The 20,697-nt window shown below is 58.5% G+C and carries 21 protein-coding genes; 11 read left to right on the top strand and 10 right to left on the bottom strand.

Annotated features, from left to right (window positions below; all coding sequences use genetic code 11):
* Window positions 1-332 precede the first annotated feature (332 nt).
* The 5 genes from DXD56_RS04145 (at window position 333) to DXD56_RS04125 (ending at window position 4,651) form a co-directional block, all read left to right on the top strand.
* Window positions 333-1,325 (top strand): glutamate ABC transporter substrate-binding protein, encoded by a 993-nt coding sequence (locus DXD56_RS04145; protein WP_117640238.1) that lies wholly within the window; start codon window positions 333-335, stop codon window positions 1,323-1,325.
* 138 nt (window positions 1,326-1,463) lie between these two features.
* Window positions 1,464-2,123, top strand: coding sequence for an amino acid ABC transporter permease (locus DXD56_RS04140; protein ID WP_117640236.1), 660 nt, complete (start codon window positions 1,464-1,466; stop codon window positions 2,121-2,123).
* A complete protein-coding gene (locus DXD56_RS04135) occupies window positions 2,120-2,953 on the top strand; it encodes an amino acid ABC transporter permease (RefSeq protein ID WP_117640234.1) in 834 nt (277 codons plus the stop codon). The genes DXD56_RS04140 and DXD56_RS04135 overlap by 4 nt, the downstream gene beginning before the upstream one ends.
* Before the next feature lie 36 nt (window positions 2,954-2,989).
* Window positions 2,990-3,754: an amino acid ABC transporter ATP-binding protein gene (locus tag DXD56_RS04130; protein ID WP_035137613.1), complete on the top strand. Its 765-nt coding sequence runs from the start codon at window positions 2,990-2,992 to the stop codon at window positions 3,752-3,754.
* 87 nt (window positions 3,755-3,841) lie between these two features.
* A complete protein-coding gene (locus DXD56_RS04125; RefSeq protein WP_117640232.1) occupies window positions 3,842-4,651 on the top strand; it encodes a gamma-glutamyl-gamma-aminobutyrate hydrolase family protein in 810 nt (269 codons plus the stop codon).
* 110 nt (window positions 4,652-4,761) lie between these two features.
* Here the strand turns inward: DXD56_RS04125 and DXD56_RS04120 are convergent, their stop codons facing one another.
* The 8 genes from DXD56_RS04120 to DXD56_RS04085 form a co-directional block, all read right to left on the bottom strand.
* Window positions 4,762-5,580, bottom strand: coding sequence for a hypothetical protein (locus DXD56_RS04120; protein ID WP_117640230.1), 819 nt, complete (start codon window positions 5,578-5,580; stop codon window positions 4,762-4,764).
* On the bottom strand, window positions 5,564-6,388 hold the full coding sequence (locus tag DXD56_RS04115; RefSeq protein WP_117640228.1) for a hypothetical protein: 825 nt from the start codon (window positions 6,386-6,388) through the stop codon (window positions 5,564-5,566). Before DXD56_RS04115 ends, DXD56_RS04120 begins: the two co-directional genes overlap by 17 nt.
* Window positions 6,385-7,146 carry an ABC transporter ATP-binding protein gene (locus tag DXD56_RS04110; RefSeq protein WP_117640226.1) on the bottom strand — a complete coding sequence of 254 codons (762 nt, stop codon included), beginning with the start codon at window positions 7,144-7,146 and terminating at the stop codon, window positions 6,385-6,387. The genes DXD56_RS04115 and DXD56_RS04110 overlap by 4 nt, the downstream gene beginning before the upstream one ends.
* A gap of 144 nt (window positions 7,147-7,290) precedes the next feature.
* Complete coding sequence (locus tag DXD56_RS04105) at window positions 7,291-7,620, bottom strand: helix-turn-helix transcriptional regulator (RefSeq protein WP_089572320.1); 330 nt, start codon at window positions 7,618-7,620, stop codon at window positions 7,291-7,293.
* Window positions 7,621-7,628: 8 nt separating this feature from the next.
* Entirely contained in the window at window positions 7,629-8,189 is a 561-nt protein-coding gene (locus DXD56_RS04100; protein ID WP_117640224.1) for a hypothetical protein, read from the bottom strand.
* 230 nt (window positions 8,190-8,419) lie between these two features.
* Window positions 8,420-8,776, bottom strand: a complete 357-nt coding sequence (locus tag DXD56_RS04095) for an Hpt domain-containing protein (protein ID WP_199407877.1) — start codon at window positions 8,774-8,776, stop codon at window positions 8,420-8,422.
* Between the two features lie 24 nt (window positions 8,777-8,800).
* A complete protein-coding gene (locus DXD56_RS04090) occupies window positions 8,801-10,681 on the bottom strand; it encodes a diguanylate cyclase (RefSeq protein WP_117640222.1) in 1,881 nt (626 codons plus the stop codon).
* Window positions 10,682-10,892: 211 nt separating this feature from the next.
* Window positions 10,893-11,690, bottom strand: a complete 798-nt coding sequence (locus tag DXD56_RS04085) for an alpha/beta fold hydrolase (RefSeq protein WP_158549318.1) — start codon at window positions 11,688-11,690, stop codon at window positions 10,893-10,895.
* Between the two features lie 176 nt (window positions 11,691-11,866).
* Here DXD56_RS04085 and DXD56_RS04080 point away from each other — a divergent pair, with 176 nt between their 5' ends.
* The 3 genes from DXD56_RS04080 (at window position 11,867) to DXD56_RS04070 (ending at window position 14,671) form a co-directional block, all read left to right on the top strand.
* Window positions 11,867-12,643, top strand: a complete 777-nt coding sequence (locus tag DXD56_RS04080) for a radical SAM protein (RefSeq protein ID WP_117640218.1) — start codon at window positions 11,867-11,869, stop codon at window positions 12,641-12,643.
* A 74-nt stretch (window positions 12,644-12,717) separates the two neighbouring features.
* Entirely contained in the window at window positions 12,718-13,605 is an 888-nt protein-coding gene (map, locus tag DXD56_RS04075) for a type I methionyl aminopeptidase (RefSeq protein WP_117640216.1), read from the top strand.
* Between the two features lie 130 nt (window positions 13,606-13,735).
* Window positions 13,736-14,671 carry a D-2-hydroxyacid dehydrogenase gene (locus DXD56_RS04070; RefSeq protein WP_117640214.1) on the top strand — a complete coding sequence of 312 codons (936 nt, stop codon included), beginning with the start codon at window positions 13,736-13,738 and terminating at the stop codon, window positions 14,669-14,671.
* 390 nt (window positions 14,672-15,061) lie between these two features.
* Here the strand turns inward: DXD56_RS04070 and DXD56_RS04065 are convergent, their stop codons facing one another.
* Window positions 15,062-15,244, bottom strand: coding sequence for a hypothetical protein (locus DXD56_RS04065; RefSeq protein ID WP_117640212.1), 183 nt, complete (start codon window positions 15,242-15,244; stop codon window positions 15,062-15,064).
* Window positions 15,245-16,630: a M18 family aminopeptidase gene (locus tag DXD56_RS04060; RefSeq protein WP_233524928.1), complete on the bottom strand. Its 1,386-nt coding sequence runs from the start codon at window positions 16,628-16,630 to the stop codon at window positions 15,245-15,247.
* 161 nt (window positions 16,631-16,791) lie between these two features.
* Here DXD56_RS04060 and DXD56_RS04055 point away from each other — a divergent pair, with 161 nt between their 5' ends.
* The 3 genes from DXD56_RS04055 (at window position 16,792) to DXD56_RS04045 (ending at window position 20,470) form a co-directional block, all read left to right on the top strand.
* Window positions 16,792-17,877 carry a carcinine hydrolase/isopenicillin-N N-acyltransferase family protein gene (locus DXD56_RS04055; protein ID WP_117640210.1) on the top strand — a complete coding sequence of 362 codons (1,086 nt, stop codon included), beginning with the start codon at window positions 16,792-16,794 and terminating at the stop codon, window positions 17,875-17,877.
* A 140-nt stretch (window positions 17,878-18,017) separates the two neighbouring features.
* A complete protein-coding gene (locus DXD56_RS04050) occupies window positions 18,018-19,097 on the top strand; it encodes a 6-phosphofructokinase (RefSeq protein ID WP_117640208.1) in 1,080 nt (359 codons plus the stop codon).
* A gap of 434 nt (window positions 19,098-19,531) precedes the next feature.
* Window positions 19,532-20,470 (top strand): helix-turn-helix domain-containing protein, encoded by a 939-nt coding sequence (locus DXD56_RS04045; protein WP_117640206.1) that lies wholly within the window; start codon window positions 19,532-19,534, stop codon window positions 20,468-20,470.
* The last annotated feature ends 227 nt before the right edge of the window (window positions 20,471-20,697 follow it).

Below are 20,697 nucleotides of genomic sequence, written 5' to 3'. Positions count from 1 at the left end.
TCCCTGACCTTTGTCTCAATCTGTAACAGATAGGGACCTTTTGTCCGTCCAGATGTTACAGATTGAGACATTCGAATTCCCCTAAAGAGAAAATCTCGATCTGTAACAGGTAGAACCCATTTCCTCGTCTAACTGTTACAGATTGAGACAAAGCAGCGAGACAGGCCACCACATCTGCAAGAACCACCACAAAGGTGCCTGTCTCTTTTTGGTAGGTAGAATTACCCATAAGGCAAGTATGTTTCTGAGTTATTTCGTGTTGACCCATTTGAGCGGGATAGGGTATAACTCTACTCAACCGCTAGGGATTTTATTGAGAAAGGTGTTCTCCCATGAGCAAGAACCTCTCCCAGCAGGTCGTTCTCGACCGCCGCGGCTTCGTTGCCGCCACCTTCGCAACCGTCGCCGGCCTTGGTCTTGCCGGCTGCTCCGACACCAGCACCGAGGCCGACAAGGGTTCCGCCGCCTCCTCCAAGAGCTCCGAGGATACCGAGGTTTCCGCCACGCTCGATGCCAAGGCATTCGACAAGCTCGTCAACGACGGCCCCAAGGCCGATGACGACGCCATCGCCGCCAGCACCTGGGCCACGGCCGTCAAGGATGCCGGTGTCTTTAAGATCGGTGGCGTTCAGACCTCCACGCTCTTCTCCCTCCTCAACGAGAAAGACGGTCAGACCCGCGGCTTCGATGCCGGTATCGCACAGCTTCTGTCCAACTACATTCTGGGCGAGAACAAGGTCGAGATCACCCAGGTGACCTCGGACACGCGCGAGTCCGTCCTGCAGAACGGCCAGGTCGACGCCGTCTTTGCCACCTACACCATCACTGACGAGCGTAAGAAGCTCGTCTCCTTTGCCGGTCCCTACTACTACACCCAGCAGGCTATCCTGGTGCTCGCCGATAACGACGACATCAAGAGCGTCGACGATCTGGCCGACAAGAACGTCGCCGTCCAGTCCGGCTCCAATGGCCCCGCCATCCTGGAGGAGTTCGCTCCCAAGGCCAGCCAGCAGGAGTTCAAGACCGACGAGGAGGCCCGCCAGGCACTCCAGCAGGGCCGCGTTGACGCCTACGTCATCGATAACAATATGCAGCAGAGCGCCCTGGTCCGCGAGCCCGGCAAGTACAAGATCGCCGGCAAGCCCTTCGGCAGCAAGGAGCCCTATGGCATCGGTCTGCCACTCGATTCCGACGGCGTCGCCTTTGTCAACGACTTCCTTAAGAAGATCGAGGACGACGGCACCTGGACCGAGCTGTGGCAGATCTGCATCGGTGACCGTACGGGCGACACCAATGTTCCCGAGCTGCCCGAGATCGGCGCCTAGGCAGCGAGCCTGGTAACGACCGCAACGAAACCATACGGAAACGCATGATGCGCTTTATTGCGGTAAACTGTTTCCTCACTGAGTTGTCGGGGCTTCCGTACACACGGGAGCCCCTTTCCTTATCGGCGGGAGGTCCGCATGAGTCTCTCCGAGCTCTGGTCGCTCTATGGCCAGAACTATATCGACGCGCTGCTAGCAACCTGGGGTATGACGCTTGAGTCGTTTGTCATCGCCATGGTGCTGGCCGTCGCCGTCACCGTGATGCGCGTGTCGCCGCTCAAGCCGCTGCGCGTCTTTGGCGACCTGTATGTTCAGGTCTTCCGTAACATCCCCGGCATCGCGCTGCTCATTATCGTCGTCTACGCGCTGCCGCCGCTCAAGGTCGTCCTGCCCTACCGCACCTGCGTCATCGTCGCCACAGTGCTCTTGGGTTCTGCCTTTGGCTCCGAGAACTTTATGAGCGGCATCAACACCGTCGGTGTCGGCCAGGTGGAAGCCGCCCGCTCGCTGGGCATGAGCTTCAGCCGTATCCTCGCCAAGATCGTGATTCCGCAGGCGCTGCGCTCGAGCGTGCTGCCCATGACCAACCTCTTTATCGCCGTCATGCTCACCACCGCGCTCGGCAGTCAGGTGCCGCTGAAACCGCAGGAGCTCACCGGCGTGGTGAGCTACATCAACACGCGCTCGCTCGGCGGCGTCGCCGCGTTCTTTATCTCGGCGCTCGGCTACCTGGGCACAGCCTTTGTGGTGAGCCACATTGGCAACTATATCGATAAGAAGGTGAGGATCCTCCGATGAGCAAGCACTCCACCTCCGCGCTCACCATGCGCGATGCGCTCTACGAGGCTCCCGGCCCCAAGATGCGCGCCAAGATTCGCGTCGGCACCGCCATCTCACTTGTTGCCGTGGCCGCGCTCATCGCTCTGGTACTGCAGCGCTTTTATGTGACCGGTCAGCTTTCAGTCCACTATTGGTATTTCTTTACGCACCTCACTACCTGGAAGTTCTTACTTGCCGGTTTTGAGGGCACGGTAAAGGTCGCGCTCACCGCTGGCGCCATCGCGCTGGTACTGGGTCTGGCCCTCATGCTCGGCCGCACCAGCGACATCAAGCCGCTGCAGCTGGTCTGCCGCGTGCTCACCGATTTCTTCCGTGGCGTGCCGAGCCTACTGTTCATCTACTTCTTCTTTTTGGTGCTGCCCCAGTACAAGATCGCGCTGCCGTCGTTTTGGATGCTCACGCTTCCCGTCGCGCTCGCTGCAGCCGGTGTGCTTGCCGAGATCTTCCGCGCCGGCGTCAATGCCGTGCCGCGCGGCCAGGTCGAGGCCGCCCAGGCGCTCGGTCTCGCCAAAGCTAAAATCACCTTTAAAATCGTGCTGCCGCAGGCGATTCGCTTTATCATTCCGTCGTTGATTTCGCAGCTTGTAGTCGTCGTCAAAGACACCACCGTCGCCTACGTGGTGAGCTACCCCGACCTCATGCAAAACGCCCGCGTACTCATTACCAACTACGACGCCCTCGTGTCGGTCTATCTGGTGATCGCGGTCATCTACATCCTCATCAACGTTGCAATCAACAAGGCCGCCGTCTACGTCTCGCACAAGACCGGCGCGACCATCATTCGCTAACGATTTACCATTTCGAGTCATAAGGAGCCGAGCACCATGGCACAGAGCACTTCTTCCACCGGCAATCAGCCGCTGATTGAGCTCAAGCACGTCGATAAGCACTATGGCGATCTGCACGTCCTCAACGACATTAATCTCTCGGTCGATCGCGGCGAGGTTGTCGTCGTGATCGGCCCCTCGGGCTCGGGCAAATCGACCATGTGCCGCACCATCAACCGCTTGGAGACCATCGACTCGGGCGAGATTCTCATCGAGGGCGAGCCCCTGCCGCAGGAAGGCAAGGATCTTGCCCGCATGCGTGCCGAGCTGGGCATGGTGTTTCAGCAGTTCAACCTGTTCGCGCATATGACCGTGTTGCAGAACGTCATGCTGGGACCGGTCGATGTGCTGGGCGTCTCCAAGGACGAGGCCCGCGAGCGCGCCATGGATCTGTTGAGCCGCGTGGGCGTTGCCGAGCAGGCCGACAAGGTGCCCGCACAGCTCTCGGGCGGCCAACAGCAGCGCGTAGCCATCGCCCGCTCGCTTGCCATGCAGCCCAAGGCCATGCTCTTTGACGAGCCCACAAGCGCCCTTGACCCCGAGATGATTAACGAGGTGCTCGAGGTCATGGTCCGCCTGGCCCAGCAGGGCATGACGATGATCGTGATTACGCACGAGATGAACTTTGCCCGCCGCGTGGCCGACCGCGTCGTGTTTATGGCCGACGGCCAGATCGTAGAGACCGGCACGCCCGACGAGTTCTTCGACCATCCCCAGACCAAGCGCGCCCAAGACTTCCTCAACTCCATCAAGGGCCACTAACCCAATTGCCACGCGGGACACATTCATCTGCAGCGTTTGCCCCGCGCCGCCCTGCGCCATGTCCACCCGGATTCGAAAGCCACGCCCATGATCGGAACTCGCACTTCATCGTCATACACCCCGCACGTCGACGTCGATCCCGCCGACCGCCCGCTCATCCTCGTCGCGCCGCGCTGGGAAGAGGCGAAGCCGTTTTTAAGCGAGACGCTCTCCCCCAACGAGGAAATCGCAAGTGTCTTTGTCGATGCCATCCTTGCCGCCGGCGGCCTGCCGCTGCAGATGTCCATCACCGAGGACATTGAGGTCATCCGTCATTACGTCGATATCGCCGACGGCATCGCCATTCCCGGCGGCCCCGATGTCAATCCCAAACGTTGGGGCGATGATCGACCCTACGACCCCACCCTCTGTTGCGAGATCCGCGATAGCTTTGAGTTTAAGCTGGTCGGCGAGGTGCTCCGCGCCAAAAAGCCGCTCTTTACCACCTGCCGCGGCACGCAGTTGCTCAATGTCGCCACGGGCGGCACCCTGTGCATGGACGTGCCGAGCCTGGGCGCTCGCGAGGGCCGCACGCAGTGGCGCCATACCCACGTGCTCAACGACCCCGTGCATCCCGTCGAGGTCGTGCCGGGCTCGCTGCTGGAGCGCGCGCTTGGCGGGCACAGGCTGATCCAGACCAACTCGGCACATCACTGTTGCGTCGACCGTCTGGGTAAGAGCACGCGCTTGGTCGCCAAGGCAACTGACGGCGTTCCCGAGTGCATCGAGGTCGAAGGCCAGCCATTCTGCTTGGGCGTGCAATGGCATCCCGAGTACACGTGGAAGACGCTCGAGACCGACTTTAACCTGTGGAAGTCGTTTGTCGAGGCGGCGGCAAAGGTTAAGCAGGCCCGCTAGTTTACGAACCACACAGGCTAAAGCCTCACATACTAGGGGGGGCGGACACCAACTACGGTGCCCGCCCCCCTGTATTTGATATGCTCGGTATGTTCATCCCTCACAAACAATCAAAGAAATCTCGACCGCAATCGGTCGACGGTAAAGCAGATGGCAAAAACGCTTGCTACGTTTATGAGGCAGTCAATTAAAATCGAGGTGCATTGACCATCCCCCAACGGGGTCACGCCGCAAATCCACATGAGCATCGAGGACGGAAACGGAAGCATGGAATTGGCTCCGACCTGTATGTAGAGCGTTACGACATTGACAAGCAACAGCATGCCAATAGGACCGAAGCCGGACCCAAAATAGGAAACAACGATCACGCAAGAGACCACATATGCAAGGCAGACGGCACTCGCCAGAAGAAGTCGATAGCAAAACATATTCAGGTTGAAACACTGTTGAGCATCCAAAACGATTACACAGTTAAGACAGTACAAAACGACACTTGACAGGATAAACGCGCCCAATAGGGCGAAAGAAGACAGCACCGTTCGCGCAACGATAGCGCACGCCCGCTTCCCTCCCCGAGCCTCCGTCAACCCCCACGGTTCCTCAATAAAGCCCGAACTGACAAAGCGCGGCACAATGCAAGCCGCGATGAACGGAAAGAACAATGCATGAGCCAACGGGGCTACGTTGAACAGCAGACCGCGAAAAACCTCTGCATTACCAAATAGAAGGACATCCTCTGCCGATAGCCGAAGCGTCGGGTCTGGGAAAAAGCCCAAGAAACTGTTCTCACGGAGGCTACAGAACCACATCGGGAAAGACTTAAGCTGCAATACCACCATGCACGCATAAATAACCAGGATTAAGGCGTACGTCCATTTGCTCACATGCTTCAATTCTGACTGGAGAAGTCTTTTAATCTGACGAACCATTGAGCACACCTCCAGCGCGAAAGCTCACGAGAGCGTAAATCAATACCGATAGACAGCTGGCTGCCACGCCATATTCCAGAAGTGTCAGCTGACCCATATCGCTATACCCAAGGGCACATCCGACTCCAAGGTACGGCCCCGGAAGGAGGAAGATCCATCGCAAGGATGGTATGGGCGCCTGAAGGAAGGTTCCGTAGAGCGTCAAGCTCATGACAAATCCAACTATTAGCACAGCCCCGCTCAATACAGCGCTGCCTGTGATCCGATAGATGGTCACCGTCTCCAGCGCAACCGATATCACCAATACGGCGTTGATCATCATTGCAGGCAAAAATGCAGTTAGCATGTCGTGCGAGTAGTTATGCCCTCCACGTATTATGGCTATTGCAAAAAGAAGAAGGCAAAGCGCACTATATGCTGCGCCAATTATTAAAGCAGACGAAAATGCATGTGCTAGAGCGCCATTAAAGCGGGCGAGACCTCTTGCCATAGAAATTCGGTATCCCTCTTCATAGCCGCGCTCCTGTAAAATCACCAGGCAAACGATGAGCGGTACGAACAGAGACGTACCGGCAAAAGCGCTGCGCACAAGGGACTCATCGGGTGCAGAAGGATCGATTACATTCCAGCAGAAGCCAATATCCTCCCCAAAAACGCTATTGCCAAAGGCGAGCAACGTTGTTCCGTTTTTTAGAAAGATGCCGAAGAGAAGGCCGAACGCCAACATAAGCGCAAGACCAAACTTCGCCGGAAATATCCTGTACAAACGCATCATATCTGCTTTTATGGGATGGATCGCCCGCTTCATAGCGAGACCGCCTTCATCAAGCGCCTGTAATACTCTTTTAGGGATGGCGCCTCATCCCTTATGACGTCCATCGATTCCTTTTTCAGCAGTTCGCCGTCATGAAGAAACAGGCAGCTTGTTGCAACCGATGCCAGCTCATCCAAGTCGTGGCTAGAGATAAGCATGGTTTTGCCCTGCTCCCGATTCAATCGACCGATAAGGGCCCATATACTCTCGATGCCCAACGGATCCAATCCATTTGCCGGCTCATCGAAAATTAGTACGTCGGTGTCGCCCAATAAAGCCGTAGCTATATCCAGTCGCCGTTTCATTCCCAGAGAAAAACTGCTCACGCTCTTTTTCTCATCGACGTCCAGCCCGACCAGGCCCAAGACGCGAGGAACCTCACGTTTCTCATCGAGCCCCCATTCCGCACATCGGATCCGAAGATTCTCAGCCGCACTGAGAGATTGGTATGCTCCGCAGGAATCTGGCACATAGCCGACACGCGTCCGCATCAGGCTCAGCTCTTTTTTCGACTTGCCTCCAAAGAGCTCCACGCTCCCCGACGATGGCTCACAGAGGCCCAGCACTATTTTAATAAGCGTGCTTTTGCCCGCCCCGTTTGCACCAACAAGGGCGCAAAGCTCAGACTGATCCACCTCGAAGGAAACGTCATGCAAAACGCGCCGTTTCCCGTAGCGCTTTGACACCCTTGATAGCCTTATCGTTGATGCGTTCATTGGCCTCCCGTTCCGCTTGATAGCAAAACCGCTCATATCGTTCCTTCTTTACTTTATCGTTTTCCATAGTTGTTATTGTTTTTTGATAACTCATATTTGTCAAGATAATCTAAAAGAAAGAACCCGTGTTAGACACGGGTTCTTTCACGCTGATATTTCGTTTTAGTTGTTCGCCTTAAGCTACTCGTCGCTCAAATCGACAGCAAAGACTGATGTCGGAAGCGACGCCTCGTTGCCTCCGCCGTCCCGCATCTGCCTCACAACGTTTTTTGCACGCTCGACAATAAGCTCCTCAAGCTCTTTCTCGCTCACGCGCTGAATAATATCTCCCGGTTGACAATCAAGCTCATCACAGATATCGAGGAGCGTCTTTAGGCGAATAGCTTTTATCTTTCCGTTTCTAAGCTTTGAAATATTAGCCGGAGTATGCCCCGTCGCTCGAATCAGATCAGCACTGGTCTTTCCGGTCTTAAGCAGCTGCGTCTCAAGCTCGATGATGAGATAGCTCATGTTTCCTCCTACACAAGCTCGTCAGACTGCTCTTGGAGCAGCGAGGCATAACTCCAGATCGCCGAGATAAACAAACAGACAACTGCGCCGATAAACGACCCCGCATCAAAGGTAGCGCCTTGGCAAATCTCAATAACGAAGGAATGAGGCACAATGTAAAGCTCCAGTCCGCCAATGGTGAGATTGACCGATCCATAGGCACCAACAAGCGAAACCGCGGCGTTAACAGCAAAGGCAAGCGCGAGAACACGGATAAGCCGCACATGCGCCTTGGTAAAGGGCGAGACGCCCCGAGAGATGTTATGGCTGATTCCGCACAAAACGACAAGCGAAACACCCACGACGAGTGCCAGGCACAGCCCGCTTGGGATAACGATGCTCCCGCCATCGAGAAGCGTCACGACACCGAAAGAATCGACAGAAACAACGTTTGCAACCGCATACCAGATCACGTAAACAACCAACGCGGCAAAAGCGACGAGCATCCCTGCAAAAACGGCTGCCATGCAAAAACCAAGCTTCCTGATATTTTCGCCCGCCTTGGCCATACGCTGAACGCTGTTGGACATACACTCACCCTCATCGACTCTATCGTTATTCGAACAGTTTATCGAACAACGATATGGATTGCATGCGGAAAGCCCCGCCAGTGCGCATGGGCCATTCACTAATCAGAAGGGGTGAGAGTGGATTTTTGGACATGTATCGAACGAGAGTGGACAATCTCCCACTTTGAGGCCGCCACCGGGCCTAAAACGGGAGATTATCAACTCTCATAGTCATCAAAGCTCGCGAGCTCTTACTCGGCCGCCTCGCGCAAGGCCGACATCGTTGCCGCATATTGCTGCTGCAGCGCATGCATTCCCTCGCGAGCGCCGTCAACGGCATCGGCGCCGCGCAGCGCTTCGGTCACCACAACCGCCGGCTCGTACAGATTATCGAATCCCAGGTTCTGGCTCACGCCCTTGAGCGTGTGCGCTGCCATAAACGCACCTTCGGCGTCTCCTGCCGCCATGGCGGCCTCCAGCTTGCCCATGCTCTCGTCATCCAAAAACTTGAGGGCAAAGCGGGCAAGCATTTCCCCGCCCATCAGCCGAGCGCACGCGTCGTCATAATTAGCGCCGATCTTCTCATACGCCTCACGCATGGAAATCATGGATTAAAAACTCCTTTGGTCAAACTAAATCGTGGGAAACGCGACGACGTCGGCGGGGCGTGCCAACGTCTCGGCAATTTGGTCTTGCACCTCGAGCAGGCAATCGAGCAGCAGCGGGTTAAAGGTGCCGCACTTACCGTCCAGGATCATCTGGATCGCCTCCTTGTGCGGGATAGCGTCCTTGTACACGCGCACGCTCGTCAGTGCATCGTACACGTCAGCCACCGAAACCACCTGCGCGGCGATGGGAATTTCGTCGCCCTTAAGGCCATCGGGATAACCCTTGCCGTCCCAGCGCTCGTGATGCCAACGCGCAATCTGGTACGCATATTCCATAAGCGCATTACCGGCGTGATGGCTACCCAGCTCAAGCAGCATGTCGGCGCCGATCGTGGTATGCGTCTTCATAATCTCGAACTCATCGGGCGTAAGGCGTCCGGGCTTGTTGAGGATCGCATCGTCAATCGACATCTTGCCGATATCGTGCAGCGCCGAAGCCAGGGCGATCGTGGAGCGTTCCTCATTGTCGAGGGAGATCGTGCCGCTACGCTGGACCAGATAGCCAAGCAGCAGCTCGGTCAGCTTTTCGATGTTCGTAACGTGCCTGCCGCTCTCGCCGTTGCGAAGCTCCATGACGCCGGCCATGATGTCGATGAGCATGCGACTGTTCTTGACGCGCTCGTTGTACTGTTGGGACAGCAGGTTCGTCAGGCGGCGCTGTTTGGCGTACAGGCGGATGGTGTTGCTTACGCGGCGGCGCACGACACGGGAGTCAAACGGGCGGTTGATATAGTCCGAGGCGCCCAGCTCGTACGCGCGCAGAACCGCATCATCGGAATCTTCGCTCGAAATCATGATGACAGGCAGATTATCGATACCCGATCGGCGCGGCAGATCGGCCAGCACCTCAAAGCCGCTTATGCCCGGCATCACAATGTCCAACAGCACGAGCGACAACTCATCGCCATAGCGGTCGACCATGTCGAGCGCCGCACGACCGTTATCGGCCTCGAGGATGCAATGCTCGTCCTTGAGCATCTCGCTGAGAATGGCTCGGTTCATCTCGGAGTCATCGGCGATAAGCACCAAAGGCTTTTCGCTTTGGAAGGCCTCGATGGAATCGGCATCGGTCACGACCGTACCGGCTTTTGCCTTAGCGCGGCTCAGTAACTGAGCAGCGCGGCCAACGCCCTCATCGACCGTCTCGCCATGAATGCGAACGCCACCAACACATGCCGTCAAGCTCACGTACTCATGGCCCGGAATAATCGTGGAATGAACGGCATCGGACACCTGATGCAGGCGACGGGTGAAGTCATCGGAGGGAATATTGGGCATGACAACCACAAACTTGTCGCAGCCATAGCGCACAAGCTCGTCAGTCGAACGAATTCCGCTGCGTATGGCTGTCGCCACAGCACCGAGCGCAAGGTCGCCGGCATGACGGCCACACGTATCGTTGAAGGCCCTAAAATCATCAACGTCGATCATCGCAACGCCGGCATTCATGCGGGCGCTGCGAAGCTTTTCCTCGTAATATCGGCGATTGCGCACGCTCGTCAGCACGTCGGTGTAGACAAGGTCCTCTTCCGCGGCCTCTTGCTCATCAATCGGACGCACCATCAGCAAGACGTGAGGCTCGCCCTCGACCTTCAGAGGGCGTAGACGGGCGCGGTACTCAGTGCCATCATTGAGCAGTTGCTCCGACACCTCATCGGAGTCTGCCAAAGCCTCAAGACTCGACTGACGCAGACAAGGGCAGCGATCGCCGGCGAGCAAGCAGTTAGGCTCGCTCTTAATCTGATCGGCCGACAGCAAACGCACCACGGGGTAGTTCTTCGCGACACGGGCGACCTCAGCGGCAGCCTCCTCGTCGGTTAGATTGACCTCGTGATTATTGAGCATATGGGGCCCTTTCGATAGTTTCGCATGGTAGCGGTGGGTTCCAAATGTTACAAGAGTAACACCTTGCCGATGCAGGTGGGCACGTGAATGCTGTTACATTTTTATGAGTTGGCAGACGGCGCGATTGAAGCCGCAGACGTGAGGTTTTGAGCACATTTGTTAACACGGCCGAAACGTTTGCGGATGGAGCCTGCTTTGACTATTGCGGGTGCTAGAACCCCAGGATGCCACGGACAGCCCGGGCAGCCGCTGCCGGACGATCGCGCAGGCCGTTGTGCGCGCCCGGGATCGTCACGAGAGGGCAATCGAGATATTCGGCAGCCGCTCGCGTGCCAGCCTCGCGGGGCGTGCCAATCGAGAGCTCGCCCAGGAGCACGGCGGCCACCGTTTTTGACGCGCGAACGCTATCCCAATCGGGAACGCAGGTCATAGTAATCCCGTATTCATTGGCCATGAAGCAACGACCATTGCGCAGGGCATGTTTGGCTTCCGCTTCGGTCGTTCCAGGAGCCTCGGGGTCCAAGTCGCCGAGGGCTCCCAAGAAAAGCCGGAGCGCCCTTGAAACCTTTCCAGCCGCAATCATATCGAGCAAAACCGGGGCTGCGCCCATGCCGACGCCTTCGGCCGACACAGCCGGCTCATGCAGAATCGCACGGGCGACGAGATGGGGTTCGGTACGAAGAAGCTCCAGCGCCACCAACATACCGGCGCTGTGCGCAAGCACATTTGTCGGAGCGCCAACGTGTTCGATCACGGCTTGCAGATCGGCGGCCTGAGCGGCAAGATCATAGCTGCCGTCTGCCGCATCGCTGCTGCCACCACAGCCGCGGCGGTCGTAGGCAATTACGCGGTAGTTGCGACTGAGCTCACAAGCGATGCCGTCGAAAAATGTGCCGTCGACGCAAGCGCCGTGCACGCACACCAAGGCAGGCGCATCCGACGGCACGCCCGGCTCGGCAAACTCGCGACAGGCAATCGTGGTGCCCGCATTCTCGACCGTAAAATCCATGTTGTGCCCCATCGTCTTGCACCTTGTTAACGCATTAACTGTACCCAACCGGAAACCTCTCATAGCGCGGACATCGAGGGCAGCGTGAAAAAACGAAATCTGAAAAGCACAAGCCCGAATCAGACTTTGGCACCGATGCTATGCTTAGGCACAACTGTCCCAAGGAGCATATGCCTATGTCTACGTTTTTAAATGCCAGCCCCATCTTTGGACCGGTGCGCAGTCGCCGCCTGGGCCTTTCGCTCGGTGTCAACATGATGCCGGCGTCGGGCAAGATCTGCACGTTCGACTGCATCTACTGCGAGAACGGCCTTAACGCCGAGCGCCCCTGCCATGAGCCGTATAACACGGCCGCCGGGGTGCTCGACGCACTCGAGGCCAAGCTGCGCGAGATGGCAGCCGAGGGCGAGCTACCCGATGTAATCACCTTCGCCGGCAATGGCGAGCCCACCGCCGCACCGGAGTTTCCGCAGGCTATCGCCGGCGCCATCGCACTTCGCGACCAGCTGGCCCCGAACACCAAGATCGCCGTGCTCTCCAATGGCACGCGCGCTGACCAGCCCGCTGTGCACGATGCGCTCATGATGGTCGACGACAACATCCTCAAGCTCGATACGGTCGACCCGGCTTTTATCCAGCTGCTCGACCAGCCCGTTGGCCCCTACGACGTCGAGCACCAGATCGAGACGTTCGCGAGCTTTAACGGCCACGTTATTATCCAGACGATCTTTTTGAACGGCGAGTACCAGGGCAAGTCCCTCGATAACACTGGTGAAGCGTACGTCGGCCCTTGGCTCGCGGCACTCGAGCGCATTCGCCCGCAGGAGGCGACCATCTACACGGTGGCGCGCGAGACACCGGTCGCCGGCCTTGCCAAAGCAGCGCCCGTGGTGCTCGACACAATCGCCGCACGCGTGCGCGCGCTCGGCATCCCCTGCCAGGTGAGCTACTAGCAGAACCGCACAGACTACCCGGTACTTGGCTGATGGGGTGGGCTATACTAGCTGCGAATGAAAGGAAGTTAGCCATGTTTGACAATGGACCCGTGCCCGGCCGCAACGACGCTTGCTGGTGCGGCAGCGGCAAAAAATATAAGAAATGCCACAGCGCCTTCGACGAGCGCCTCGAGCGCCTGTGGGAAGAGGGCTGGGAGGTTCTGCCCCGCACGCTCTACAAGACGCCCGCCGATATCGAGGGCATCAAGTGTTCGGCCGCCATCAACGTAGGCGTGCTCGACTACGTGGGCGAGCACATCGCCGCGGGCATGACCACCAACCAGATCGACCAGATGATCTACGACTACACCGTCGAGCACGGTGGCACGCCGGCCGACCTCAACTACGAGGGCTACCCCAAGAGCGTGTGCACCTCGATCAACGACGTGGTCTGCCACGGTATCCCCTGCGATACGGACGTGCTGCACGAGGGCGACATCATCAACGTGGACTGCTCCACGATCTTGGACGGCTACTTTAGCGACTCGAGCCGTATGTTCTGCATCGGCGAAGTCTCGGCCGAGCGCCAGCGCCTGGTCGACGTCACCCGCGCCAGCGTGGAGGCGGGTCTGGCGGCCGTCAAGCCGTGGCTGCCGCTATCCGTGATGGCCGAGGCCGTGCAAAAGACGGTCGAGGACGCCGGCTTTAGCGTGGTGCGCGAGTACGGCGGACACGGCATCGGTAAGGAGTTCCACGAGGACCCGTTTGTGGGCTTTACCACCGAGGCGCCCGATGTAGACACCATCATGGCTCCGGGCATGGTCTTTACCATCGAGCCCATGGTCAACGCCGGAGCGCCCGACATCAAGATTAGCAAGGGTGACGGTTGGTGCGTGCGCACCAAGGACGGCAGCGATTCGGCCCAGTGCGAGGTACAGCTCGTGGTGACCGAGGACGGCTACGAGCTGCTGAGCTGGTAGCCGTGGATGCGCCGGATGCTGACGGGCACGCTCGTCTAGCATCCGGCGTTTTTGTTTGAACGTTTTGCCTGATAAAACCCGCCAAAATAAACCTGTCCCTTTTTGGCGGATCAAGCGGAAAGGACTGCTTGTGAACATCTTGGTTTTGCTGCCCGTCAACGACCACCATCGCGCAATTCTTGAGTCGAGCGCTCCGGGCGAGGACTTTATCTACACGAGCGCCGACGCTATCACGCGCGAACAAGTCGCCAACGCCGACGTGATCTTGGGCAACATAGACCCTGCCCTACTTACCGCATGCGAGCACCTCCAGCTGCTGCAACTACAGACCGCGGGCTATGACGATTACTTGGCCGCCGGCACCGTGCCAGCCGACGCCAAACTGTCTTGCTCGGTGGGCGCCTACGGCCAGGCCGTGAGCGAGCACATGTTTGCCATGGTCCTTTCCATGATGAAGCGCCTGCCCGGCTATCACGACTTGCAGCGTGAACATCGCTGGGAGGATTTGGGGCCAGTTACCTCGCTCAAAAACGCCAACGTGCTGGTGCTGGGCGCGGGCGATATCGGCGGTCACTTTGCCACGCTCTGCCGCGGCATGGGCGCGCACGTCCGCGGCATCAAGCGCCATCCACTCGTCTACCCCATTGTGTTTGAGGACATGGACGGCATGGACGCCCTACCTGAGCGCCTGGCAGAGGCCGACATCGTTGCATCCTTTATGCCGAGCACGCCCGAGACCCGCGGTCTGGCGAACGCCGAGTTCTTTGCCGCGATGAAACCAGGTGCCTTCTTTGCCAACGGCGGCCGCGGCGACCTTGTGGTCACCGATGACTTGGTTGCCGCTCTGGAGTCGGGACATCTCGCCGGCGCCGCGGTCGACGTCACCGACCCCGAACCGCTGCCCGCGACAAGCCCCCTGTGGGATGCGCCCAACATGCTCATCACGCCGCACGTCTCCGGCTGGTTCCACCTGGCAGCCACGCTCAACAACGTCGTCGACATCGCCGCGGAGAATCTGCGTCACCTGCAGGCGGGCGAGACGCTACGTTGTTGGATCGAACACTAAGTATTACGCCGTTCTAACGAACGGCGTAATGAGCCGACGCTGCGAGCCCGCCGTTTGGCCAATCTGCCGCTCAATTTCAAAGGCGCGACCAGAAGGTCAGCGCCTTTTCATTTCACGGCACCTTGGCTCAAACGGCGGGCTCTCGCTGGCGTGCGCTCTACCTGCGGCGTTTCGCTGGCGCCGGCTTCATCTGCAAGCCTTAGCAGTTCCGTCTTGCCGTTGGCGTTGTGGCATTTGCCCAGATAAAACCTGCCAAAATAAACCTGTCCCTTTTTGGTAGGTTTGGTGCAATGGGGTCAGGTTGGCTTGCGCCATACCGGTAGTTCTGTCTGCGACACTCTCGCCAAAGTGATATCAAACATACATCTAGCGTTTTCGACACTTCGCTTATTAGAGCCAGTCCGTCTCCTCGTCATAGCGGTCCGAATAGGCGTTACGCTTGAGTTCTTCAGCACTCGTTGGTCGCGCCTTGGACACGTCGACCCCTGACTCATGGCAAGCGGCGACGAACAGCTGTAAACCCCGATCAATAAGCTGAGCCCCACGCTCGGCCTTCATTTCTTCGGCTCGCATTTAGAGCTCCACGCTTTCGGCTCCGTTGATGGTTAGGTCGCGCTCGTAGAAGGCGGTGAGGGCGCGGATGGCGTACATTACGTCGCGCACGCCGCCGGTCTCGTAGCTCGAGTGCATGGCAAGCTGCGGCAGGCCCACGTCCACGGCATGCATGCTCGCCTGCATGTTCGACAGGTTGCCCAGGGTAGAACCGCCGGCCATGTCGCTCTTGTTGGCGAAAGCCTGCGTGGGCACGTCGGCGTCATCGCAGATAGCCTGGAACACCGCGCGGCTAAAGGCATCGGTGCAATAGTGCTGGTTGGCTGCCTCCTTGATGACGATGCCGCCGTTAAGCACCACCTGGTTGCGAGCGTCACACTTTTCGGCATGATTGGGATGCACGGCATGCGCATTATCGCAGCTCACGAGCATCGATGCGGCAAGGGCGCGATGGTAGGACTCGTCATCAAAGCCCAGCGATCCGTTGATGCGTCGCAGCGCATCGGCCAAGAACGTCGACATGGCGCCCTGCTTGGTCTCGGAGCCAACCTCCTCGTTATCAAAGCAGCAGAAGACCGAAACGTCGCGCGCGTTCTCGGCACCCAAAAATGCCTGCAGCGAGGTGTAGGCGCAGGCCAGGTCGTCGAGCTTGGGCGTCGAGATAAACTCGTCGGCCCAGCCCCAGATGCGTGCATCCTGACGATTGACCAGGAACAGATCGCGGCCCAGGATCTGCTCGGGCTCAACGTCCAATTCGTCAGCGATCAGGGCATCGAAGTCACCCTGCTTAAGGTCGCCAGCGCTGATGAGCGGGCACAGGTCGACGGCTCGGTTGGGAGCAAAGCCCTCGTTAACGCCGCGGTTCATGTGGATAGCAAGACTCGGGATAATAGCGACTTCGCGCTCGGTGGCAAGCAGGCGGCTCTCAATACGGTCGCCTTCGCGTACCAACACGCGGCCCGCGAGCGCCAACGGACGATCGAACCAGGTGTAGTCGATCATGCCGCCGTAGGCCTCGGTGTTCAGGCGCAACGTCTCGCCTGCGCCGTCAAGCTCGGGCACGGCCTTGACCTTAAACGTCGGCGAATCGCTGTGCGACGCCGTGAGCCGAAAATGATAGTCACCGGCAACGCCGTCCTCGCCCCACGTCGCAGCCAAGTCCTCGCCCACCTTAAAGGCGATAACGCTCGAAGTATTGCGCTGCGTGTAGTAACGACCGCCCGGTTCGATATCCCATGCCGCGTTCTCGGGCAGATAGGTAAAGCCTGCCTCGTCGAGCTCAGCCATAATGGTCGCCGCCGTATGGAACATGCTGGGGCATGCCTCGATAAAGTCGATAAGGTCGTTGGCGGCCTCGATATCGTCGGCCGTCACGTGCGCGCGCTCGGGCGTTTCCTGATCCGTCATGCTCTCCCCTTTCGCTGGGTTGATGGTCCCTTCCAGCATACCCCGCCGCGCCAGCGCCGCACTCTTCATTCCGTGCTTAATTCCGCGCCGCTCACCAAGTTGAGTCATCATGCCCGCACTCCTTTTGCGACAATTACGCTAACAGGACGAGAGGAGTCGTCATGAAGCCACGTAACATTGCCATCGCCTACGGTGTCGCGGGAGCCGCCGTCGGCCTTGCCGCTGCCACCGGTATCGTTTATCACAAGCAAATCAAGTCCGCCGCGTCGCTCAAACGCTTGACCGACTATGCGGATGGCTATGACCTGTACGCAATCGACATCGCCTACGACTACGATCTTGATCGCATCATCGCTGCTGGCGTGCGCGACGACCAGGCCTACATCGATGCCGTGGTGGCGCAGGTGCTGCCCGGTGTGCCGACACATGTCCAGGCACCCCAGTTTGCCTGCAGCGCTTTTGTCGCCGTAGATGCCGAAGGCCGCGTGCGCACCGGTCGCAATTACGACTTTAAGGACGACACCTCGGCGCTGCTGGTGCGCAATCACCCGCGTGACGGCTATGCCTCCATCGGCTTTGCGGCCCTCAATAACCTGGGCGATAACACTCCGCTTGACTCCATCGCCGGACGCGCCGCGGCGTTGATGGGCCCGTTTGCCCAGCTCGACGGTGTTAACGAATGCGGCGTGTCCATTGCCGTACTCACTCTGGATTCCAAGCCCTGTGACCAGGACACGCAGCGCCCCGTCATCAATACCTCGCTCGCCATCCGCTTGGTGCTCGACCGCGCGGCTACCACACAGGAGGCCGTCGACCTGCTTTCTGCCTATGACATGCACGCCATGGCCGGACGCGACTACCACTTCTTTATCAACGACGCCGCCGGTGACGCGCGCGTAGTAGAGTGGGATCCGCACGATCCGGACCGCGCTTTCAAAGCGACTCCCGTACGCCAGGTTACGAACTTCTACACCTGCTATGGCGACGAGGTGCTCCCCAACCAAAAGAATGGCGAGCTGGGCCATGGTAAAGAGCGCGCCGTCGCAATCGCCGATGTCCTTGACGCCCATGTCGGTGCCCAAGACGAGGCAGTCGCTTGGAAGGCCCTACGCGCTGCAGCGCAAGAGCCCAATCCGGAAGACATCACCAGCAACACGCAGTGGTCGGTCGTCTTTGACAATACCGAACCCGCCGCCGCTATTACGCTGCGCCGCCACTGGGGCGACGCCGACGCCTTCGCACTGTAAGGAGCCAGGCCCGTCGACCTTACGCTCGCCTGACGTTGCTTACATTTCTATACGCTTGAGCTAACACGTTTTACCCCCGTATCAACAGTGTGCGGGGGTAAACTTATGCGCATGTTATAACTTGCCCGGAAGGATTCATCATGCTCAGGATCGGTCTTCTTACCAGTGGCGGCGACTGCCAGGCGCTCAACGCCACCATGCGCGGCATCGTCAAAACACTCATGACCAATAGCGAAGAGCCTATCGAGATCTACGGTTTTGAGGACGGCTACCAGGGCCTTATCTACAGCAGGTTCCGCGTCATGACGCCCGCCGATTTTAGCGGTATCCTCACCCGCGGCGGCACCATCCTGGGCACGAGCCGTACGCCGTTCAAGCGCCTGGATACTCCCGAGGCCGACGGCGTCGAGAAGGTGCCCGCGATGGTCCACACCTATCACAAGTTGCAGCTCGACTGCCTGTTTATGCTGGGCGGCAACGGCTCCACCAAGACCGCCAACCGCCTGCGCGAAGAGGGCCTCAACGTTATCGCCCTGCCCAAGACCATCGACAACGACACCTGGGGCACCGAGTTGACGTTTGGCTTTACGAGCGCCATCGACGTCGCCACCAAGTGCATCGACGACATCCACACCACTGCCTCGAGTCACGGCCGCGTGTTTGTCATCGAGATCATGGGCCACAAGGTCGGTTGGATTCCGCTGTATGCCGGCGTCGCGGGCGGCGCGGACGTCATCCTGATTCCCGAGATCCCTTACGACATGGATAACGTCATCAAGACCATCGAGCATCGCATGGAAACCGGCAGCCGCTTTACGATCGTAGCCGTCGCCGAGGGCGCCATCTCCAAGGATGACGCGGCACTGTCCAAGAAGGAGTACAAGAAGAAGCTCGCCGAGCGTACGAGCCCGTCAATCGTGTACGACATCGCCAAGGAGATCGAGGCCAAGACCGGTCGCGAGACCCGCGTCGCCATCCCCGGCCACACGCAGCGCGGCGGCCAGCCCGACGCCCAGGACCGCATCTTTGCGACCCAGTGCGGCGTCGAGGCAGCGCTCGGCTGCCTACGCGGCGAGTTTGGCTACATGATTGCCCTGCGTGACGGCAAGATGTGCCACATGCCGCTCGAGGAGGTCGCCGGCAAGCTCAAATATGTCGACCCCCAGAGCGATCTGGTGCGCGAGGCCAAGGCGTTGGGCATCAGCTTCGGCGACGAATAGCCTCGGCTGGAATCCACCCCATCGGGCCCTCCGACCCCGCCCGACGTATTTCGATTTGGCTCCTCCCTTGACTCCGTCAAAGGTCGCCAATCGAAATCGTCGGGCGGGGTCGGAGGGCCCTGCGTTTACATACTCGCCGAGGCTATTCGTCTTCTTGCTGCGGGTGCCTGGTCTGAAATTCAGTTGCGGTGAAATAGTTCCTGCTTAGTCCGCAAATGGCTGAATCCAAAAACTATTCCACCGCAACTTACTGAGTGGGGGCTCTTGGCTGCTACTTGCACTGACATTTGTCCTGAAATGGCTGGTCGTTAGGGGTTGCTACCGGTAGTTGCGGTAGGGTTGGGGCAGATTCTAACTAGAAATGGTGGTCGCTACCGGTTGTTCTCGGCATACTCGGCTCATTCGATTACGGTCACCACATGAAAGGAACTGTCATGGATCTTGCGATGGCACAGCGGCTCGTCGATCGCCGCAAGGCTGCCGGGCTTTCTCAGGAGGCGCTTGCCGCCCAGCTGGGTGTGAGTCGTCAGGCTGTCAGTAAATGGGAGCGCAGCGAATCCTCTCCCGATACCGATAACCTTATTGCGCTCGCCGCGCTGTATGGCGTGTCGCTGGATGAGCTGCTGTATGGGGAGGCGGTGGATAGCACTGACGACTCGCAGGCTGATGATGAGGCGCAGAACAGCAACGCCGGCACCAAAGCTTCAGATAAGGCTGAGGAGGCTGAGGCTTCTACTGAACACGCTGATTGCAGCGATAAGCCACTTGTCGATATTTCCCTCGCGCGCGGCATCCACGTTATTGACCCCAACAAAGGCGAAGAGGTTCATGTTGGCTGGAATGGCATCCATGTGGCTAACGAGCGCAAGGGTGAAGAGGTCCATGTGGGGCCAGGCGGATTGCATATCGATACGCTTGAGGACGATGGACATAGTGTGCATACCAATGACGACGGCACCGTCACCATCGACGGCGAGACGTTTTCCAGCTGGAAGGAAGCACACGACAAGCTCGACCATCACGGCAAGCATTTCCACACCAAGGTCGGACGTGCATGGAACAAATTCCCCTTCCCTGCGCTTGTCGCCCTCGCCTATCTGGTGCTCGGCATTGTCTACGGCACATGGGCTACGGGACTCTTCCTCGTCTTTCTGATTCCCGTCTATTACGCTCTTGGCGACTTTATCGACCAACGCCACTTATCTAAGCTGATCGAGGTCATCTACCCGGCAGCCGCCATCGCTTGGTTCCTCTACATGTGGCTCTGTTTGGGACAGCCCCATCCTGCATGGATCATCCTCATCACGATTCCCGTCATCAAAGCGCTCATGCGCTGGTGCCGCAAACAATGGAAGCACCGCCAACAGGCCTAACACGCTCCGACCCACCAGCACCCAACCACCCCCGCCCTTCTCCTAAGTTGCGGTGAGATAGGGACTGTTTTGAAGCTCCAAAGCGCCAAACAGTCCGTATATCACCGCAACTTACAAACAACTGGGTCAGTTCCGGCACGGAGATTAGCATTGAGCTGACCGCGCGCCACGAAAAGGGGCCATCTACTACGTTTAACTCGATGGGGCCAACCATGACCGCCTTTTTC

It is taken from the genome of Collinsella sp. TM06-3, assembly GCF_003436395.1.
Lineage (GTDB): Bacteria > Actinomycetota > Coriobacteriia > Coriobacteriales > Coriobacteriaceae > Collinsella.
This window is presented reverse-complemented; position numbering and strand designations above follow the sequence as displayed.

Excerpts from the sequence above, each read along its gene's own strand:
- DXD56_RS04145 (WP_117640238.1), top strand. The coding sequence starts at position 333 with ATGAGCAAGAACCTCTCCCAGCAGGTCGTTCTCGACCGCCGCGGCTTC.
- DXD56_RS04140 (WP_117640236.1), top strand. The coding sequence starts at position 1,464 with ATGAGTCTCTCCGAGCTCTGGTCGCTCTATGGCCAGAACTATATCGAC.
- DXD56_RS04135 (WP_117640234.1), top strand. The coding sequence starts at position 2,120 with ATGAGCAAGCACTCCACCTCCGCGCTCACCATGCGCGATGCGCTCTAC.
- DXD56_RS04130 (WP_035137613.1), top strand. The coding sequence starts at position 2,990 with ATGGCACAGAGCACTTCTTCCACCGGCAATCAGCCGCTGATTGAGCTC.
- DXD56_RS04125 (WP_117640232.1), top strand. The coding sequence starts at position 3,842 with ATGATCGGAACTCGCACTTCATCGTCATACACCCCGCACGTCGACGTC.
- DXD56_RS04120 (WP_117640230.1), bottom strand. The coding sequence starts at position 5,580 with ATGGTTCGTCAGATTAAAAGACTTCTCCAGTCAGAATTGAAGCATGTG.
- DXD56_RS04115 (WP_117640228.1), bottom strand. The coding sequence starts at position 6,388 with ATGAAGCGGGCGATCCATCCCATAAAAGCAGATATGATGCGTTTGTAC.
- DXD56_RS04110 (WP_117640226.1), bottom strand. The coding sequence starts at position 7,146 with ATGAGCGGTTTTGCTATCAAGCGGAACGGGAGGCCAATGAACGCATCA.
- DXD56_RS04105 (WP_089572320.1), bottom strand. The coding sequence starts at position 7,620 with ATGAGCTATCTCATCATCGAGCTTGAGACGCAGCTGCTTAAGACCGGA.
- DXD56_RS04100 (WP_117640224.1), bottom strand. The coding sequence starts at position 8,189 with ATGTCCAACAGCGTTCAGCGTATGGCCAAGGCGGGCGAAAATATCAGG.
- DXD56_RS04095 (WP_199407877.1), bottom strand. The coding sequence starts at position 8,776 with ATGATTTCCATGCGTGAGGCGTATGAGAAGATCGGCGCTAATTATGAC.
- DXD56_RS04090 (WP_117640222.1), bottom strand. The coding sequence starts at position 10,681 with ATGCTCAATAATCACGAGGTCAATCTAACCGACGAGGAGGCTGCCGCT.
- DXD56_RS04085 (WP_158549318.1), bottom strand. The coding sequence starts at position 11,690 with ATGGATTTTACGGTCGAGAATGCGGGCACCACGATTGCCTGTCGCGAG.
- DXD56_RS04080 (WP_117640218.1), top strand. The coding sequence starts at position 11,867 with ATGTCTACGTTTTTAAATGCCAGCCCCATCTTTGGACCGGTGCGCAGT.
- map (WP_117640216.1), top strand. The coding sequence starts at position 12,718 with ATGTTTGACAATGGACCCGTGCCCGGCCGCAACGACGCTTGCTGGTGC.
- DXD56_RS04065 (WP_117640212.1), bottom strand. The coding sequence starts at position 15,244 with ATGCGAGCCGAAGAAATGAAGGCCGAGCGTGGGGCTCAGCTTATTGAT.
- DXD56_RS04060 (WP_233524928.1), bottom strand. The coding sequence starts at position 16,630 with ATGACGGATCAGGAAACGCCCGAGCGCGCGCACGTGACGGCCGACGAT.
- DXD56_RS04055 (WP_117640210.1), top strand. The coding sequence starts at position 16,792 with ATGAAGCCACGTAACATTGCCATCGCCTACGGTGTCGCGGGAGCCGCC.
- DXD56_RS04050 (WP_117640208.1), top strand. The coding sequence starts at position 18,018 with ATGCTCAGGATCGGTCTTCTTACCAGTGGCGGCGACTGCCAGGCGCTC.
- DXD56_RS04045 (WP_117640206.1), top strand. The coding sequence starts at position 19,532 with ATGGATCTTGCGATGGCACAGCGGCTCGTCGATCGCCGCAAGGCTGCC.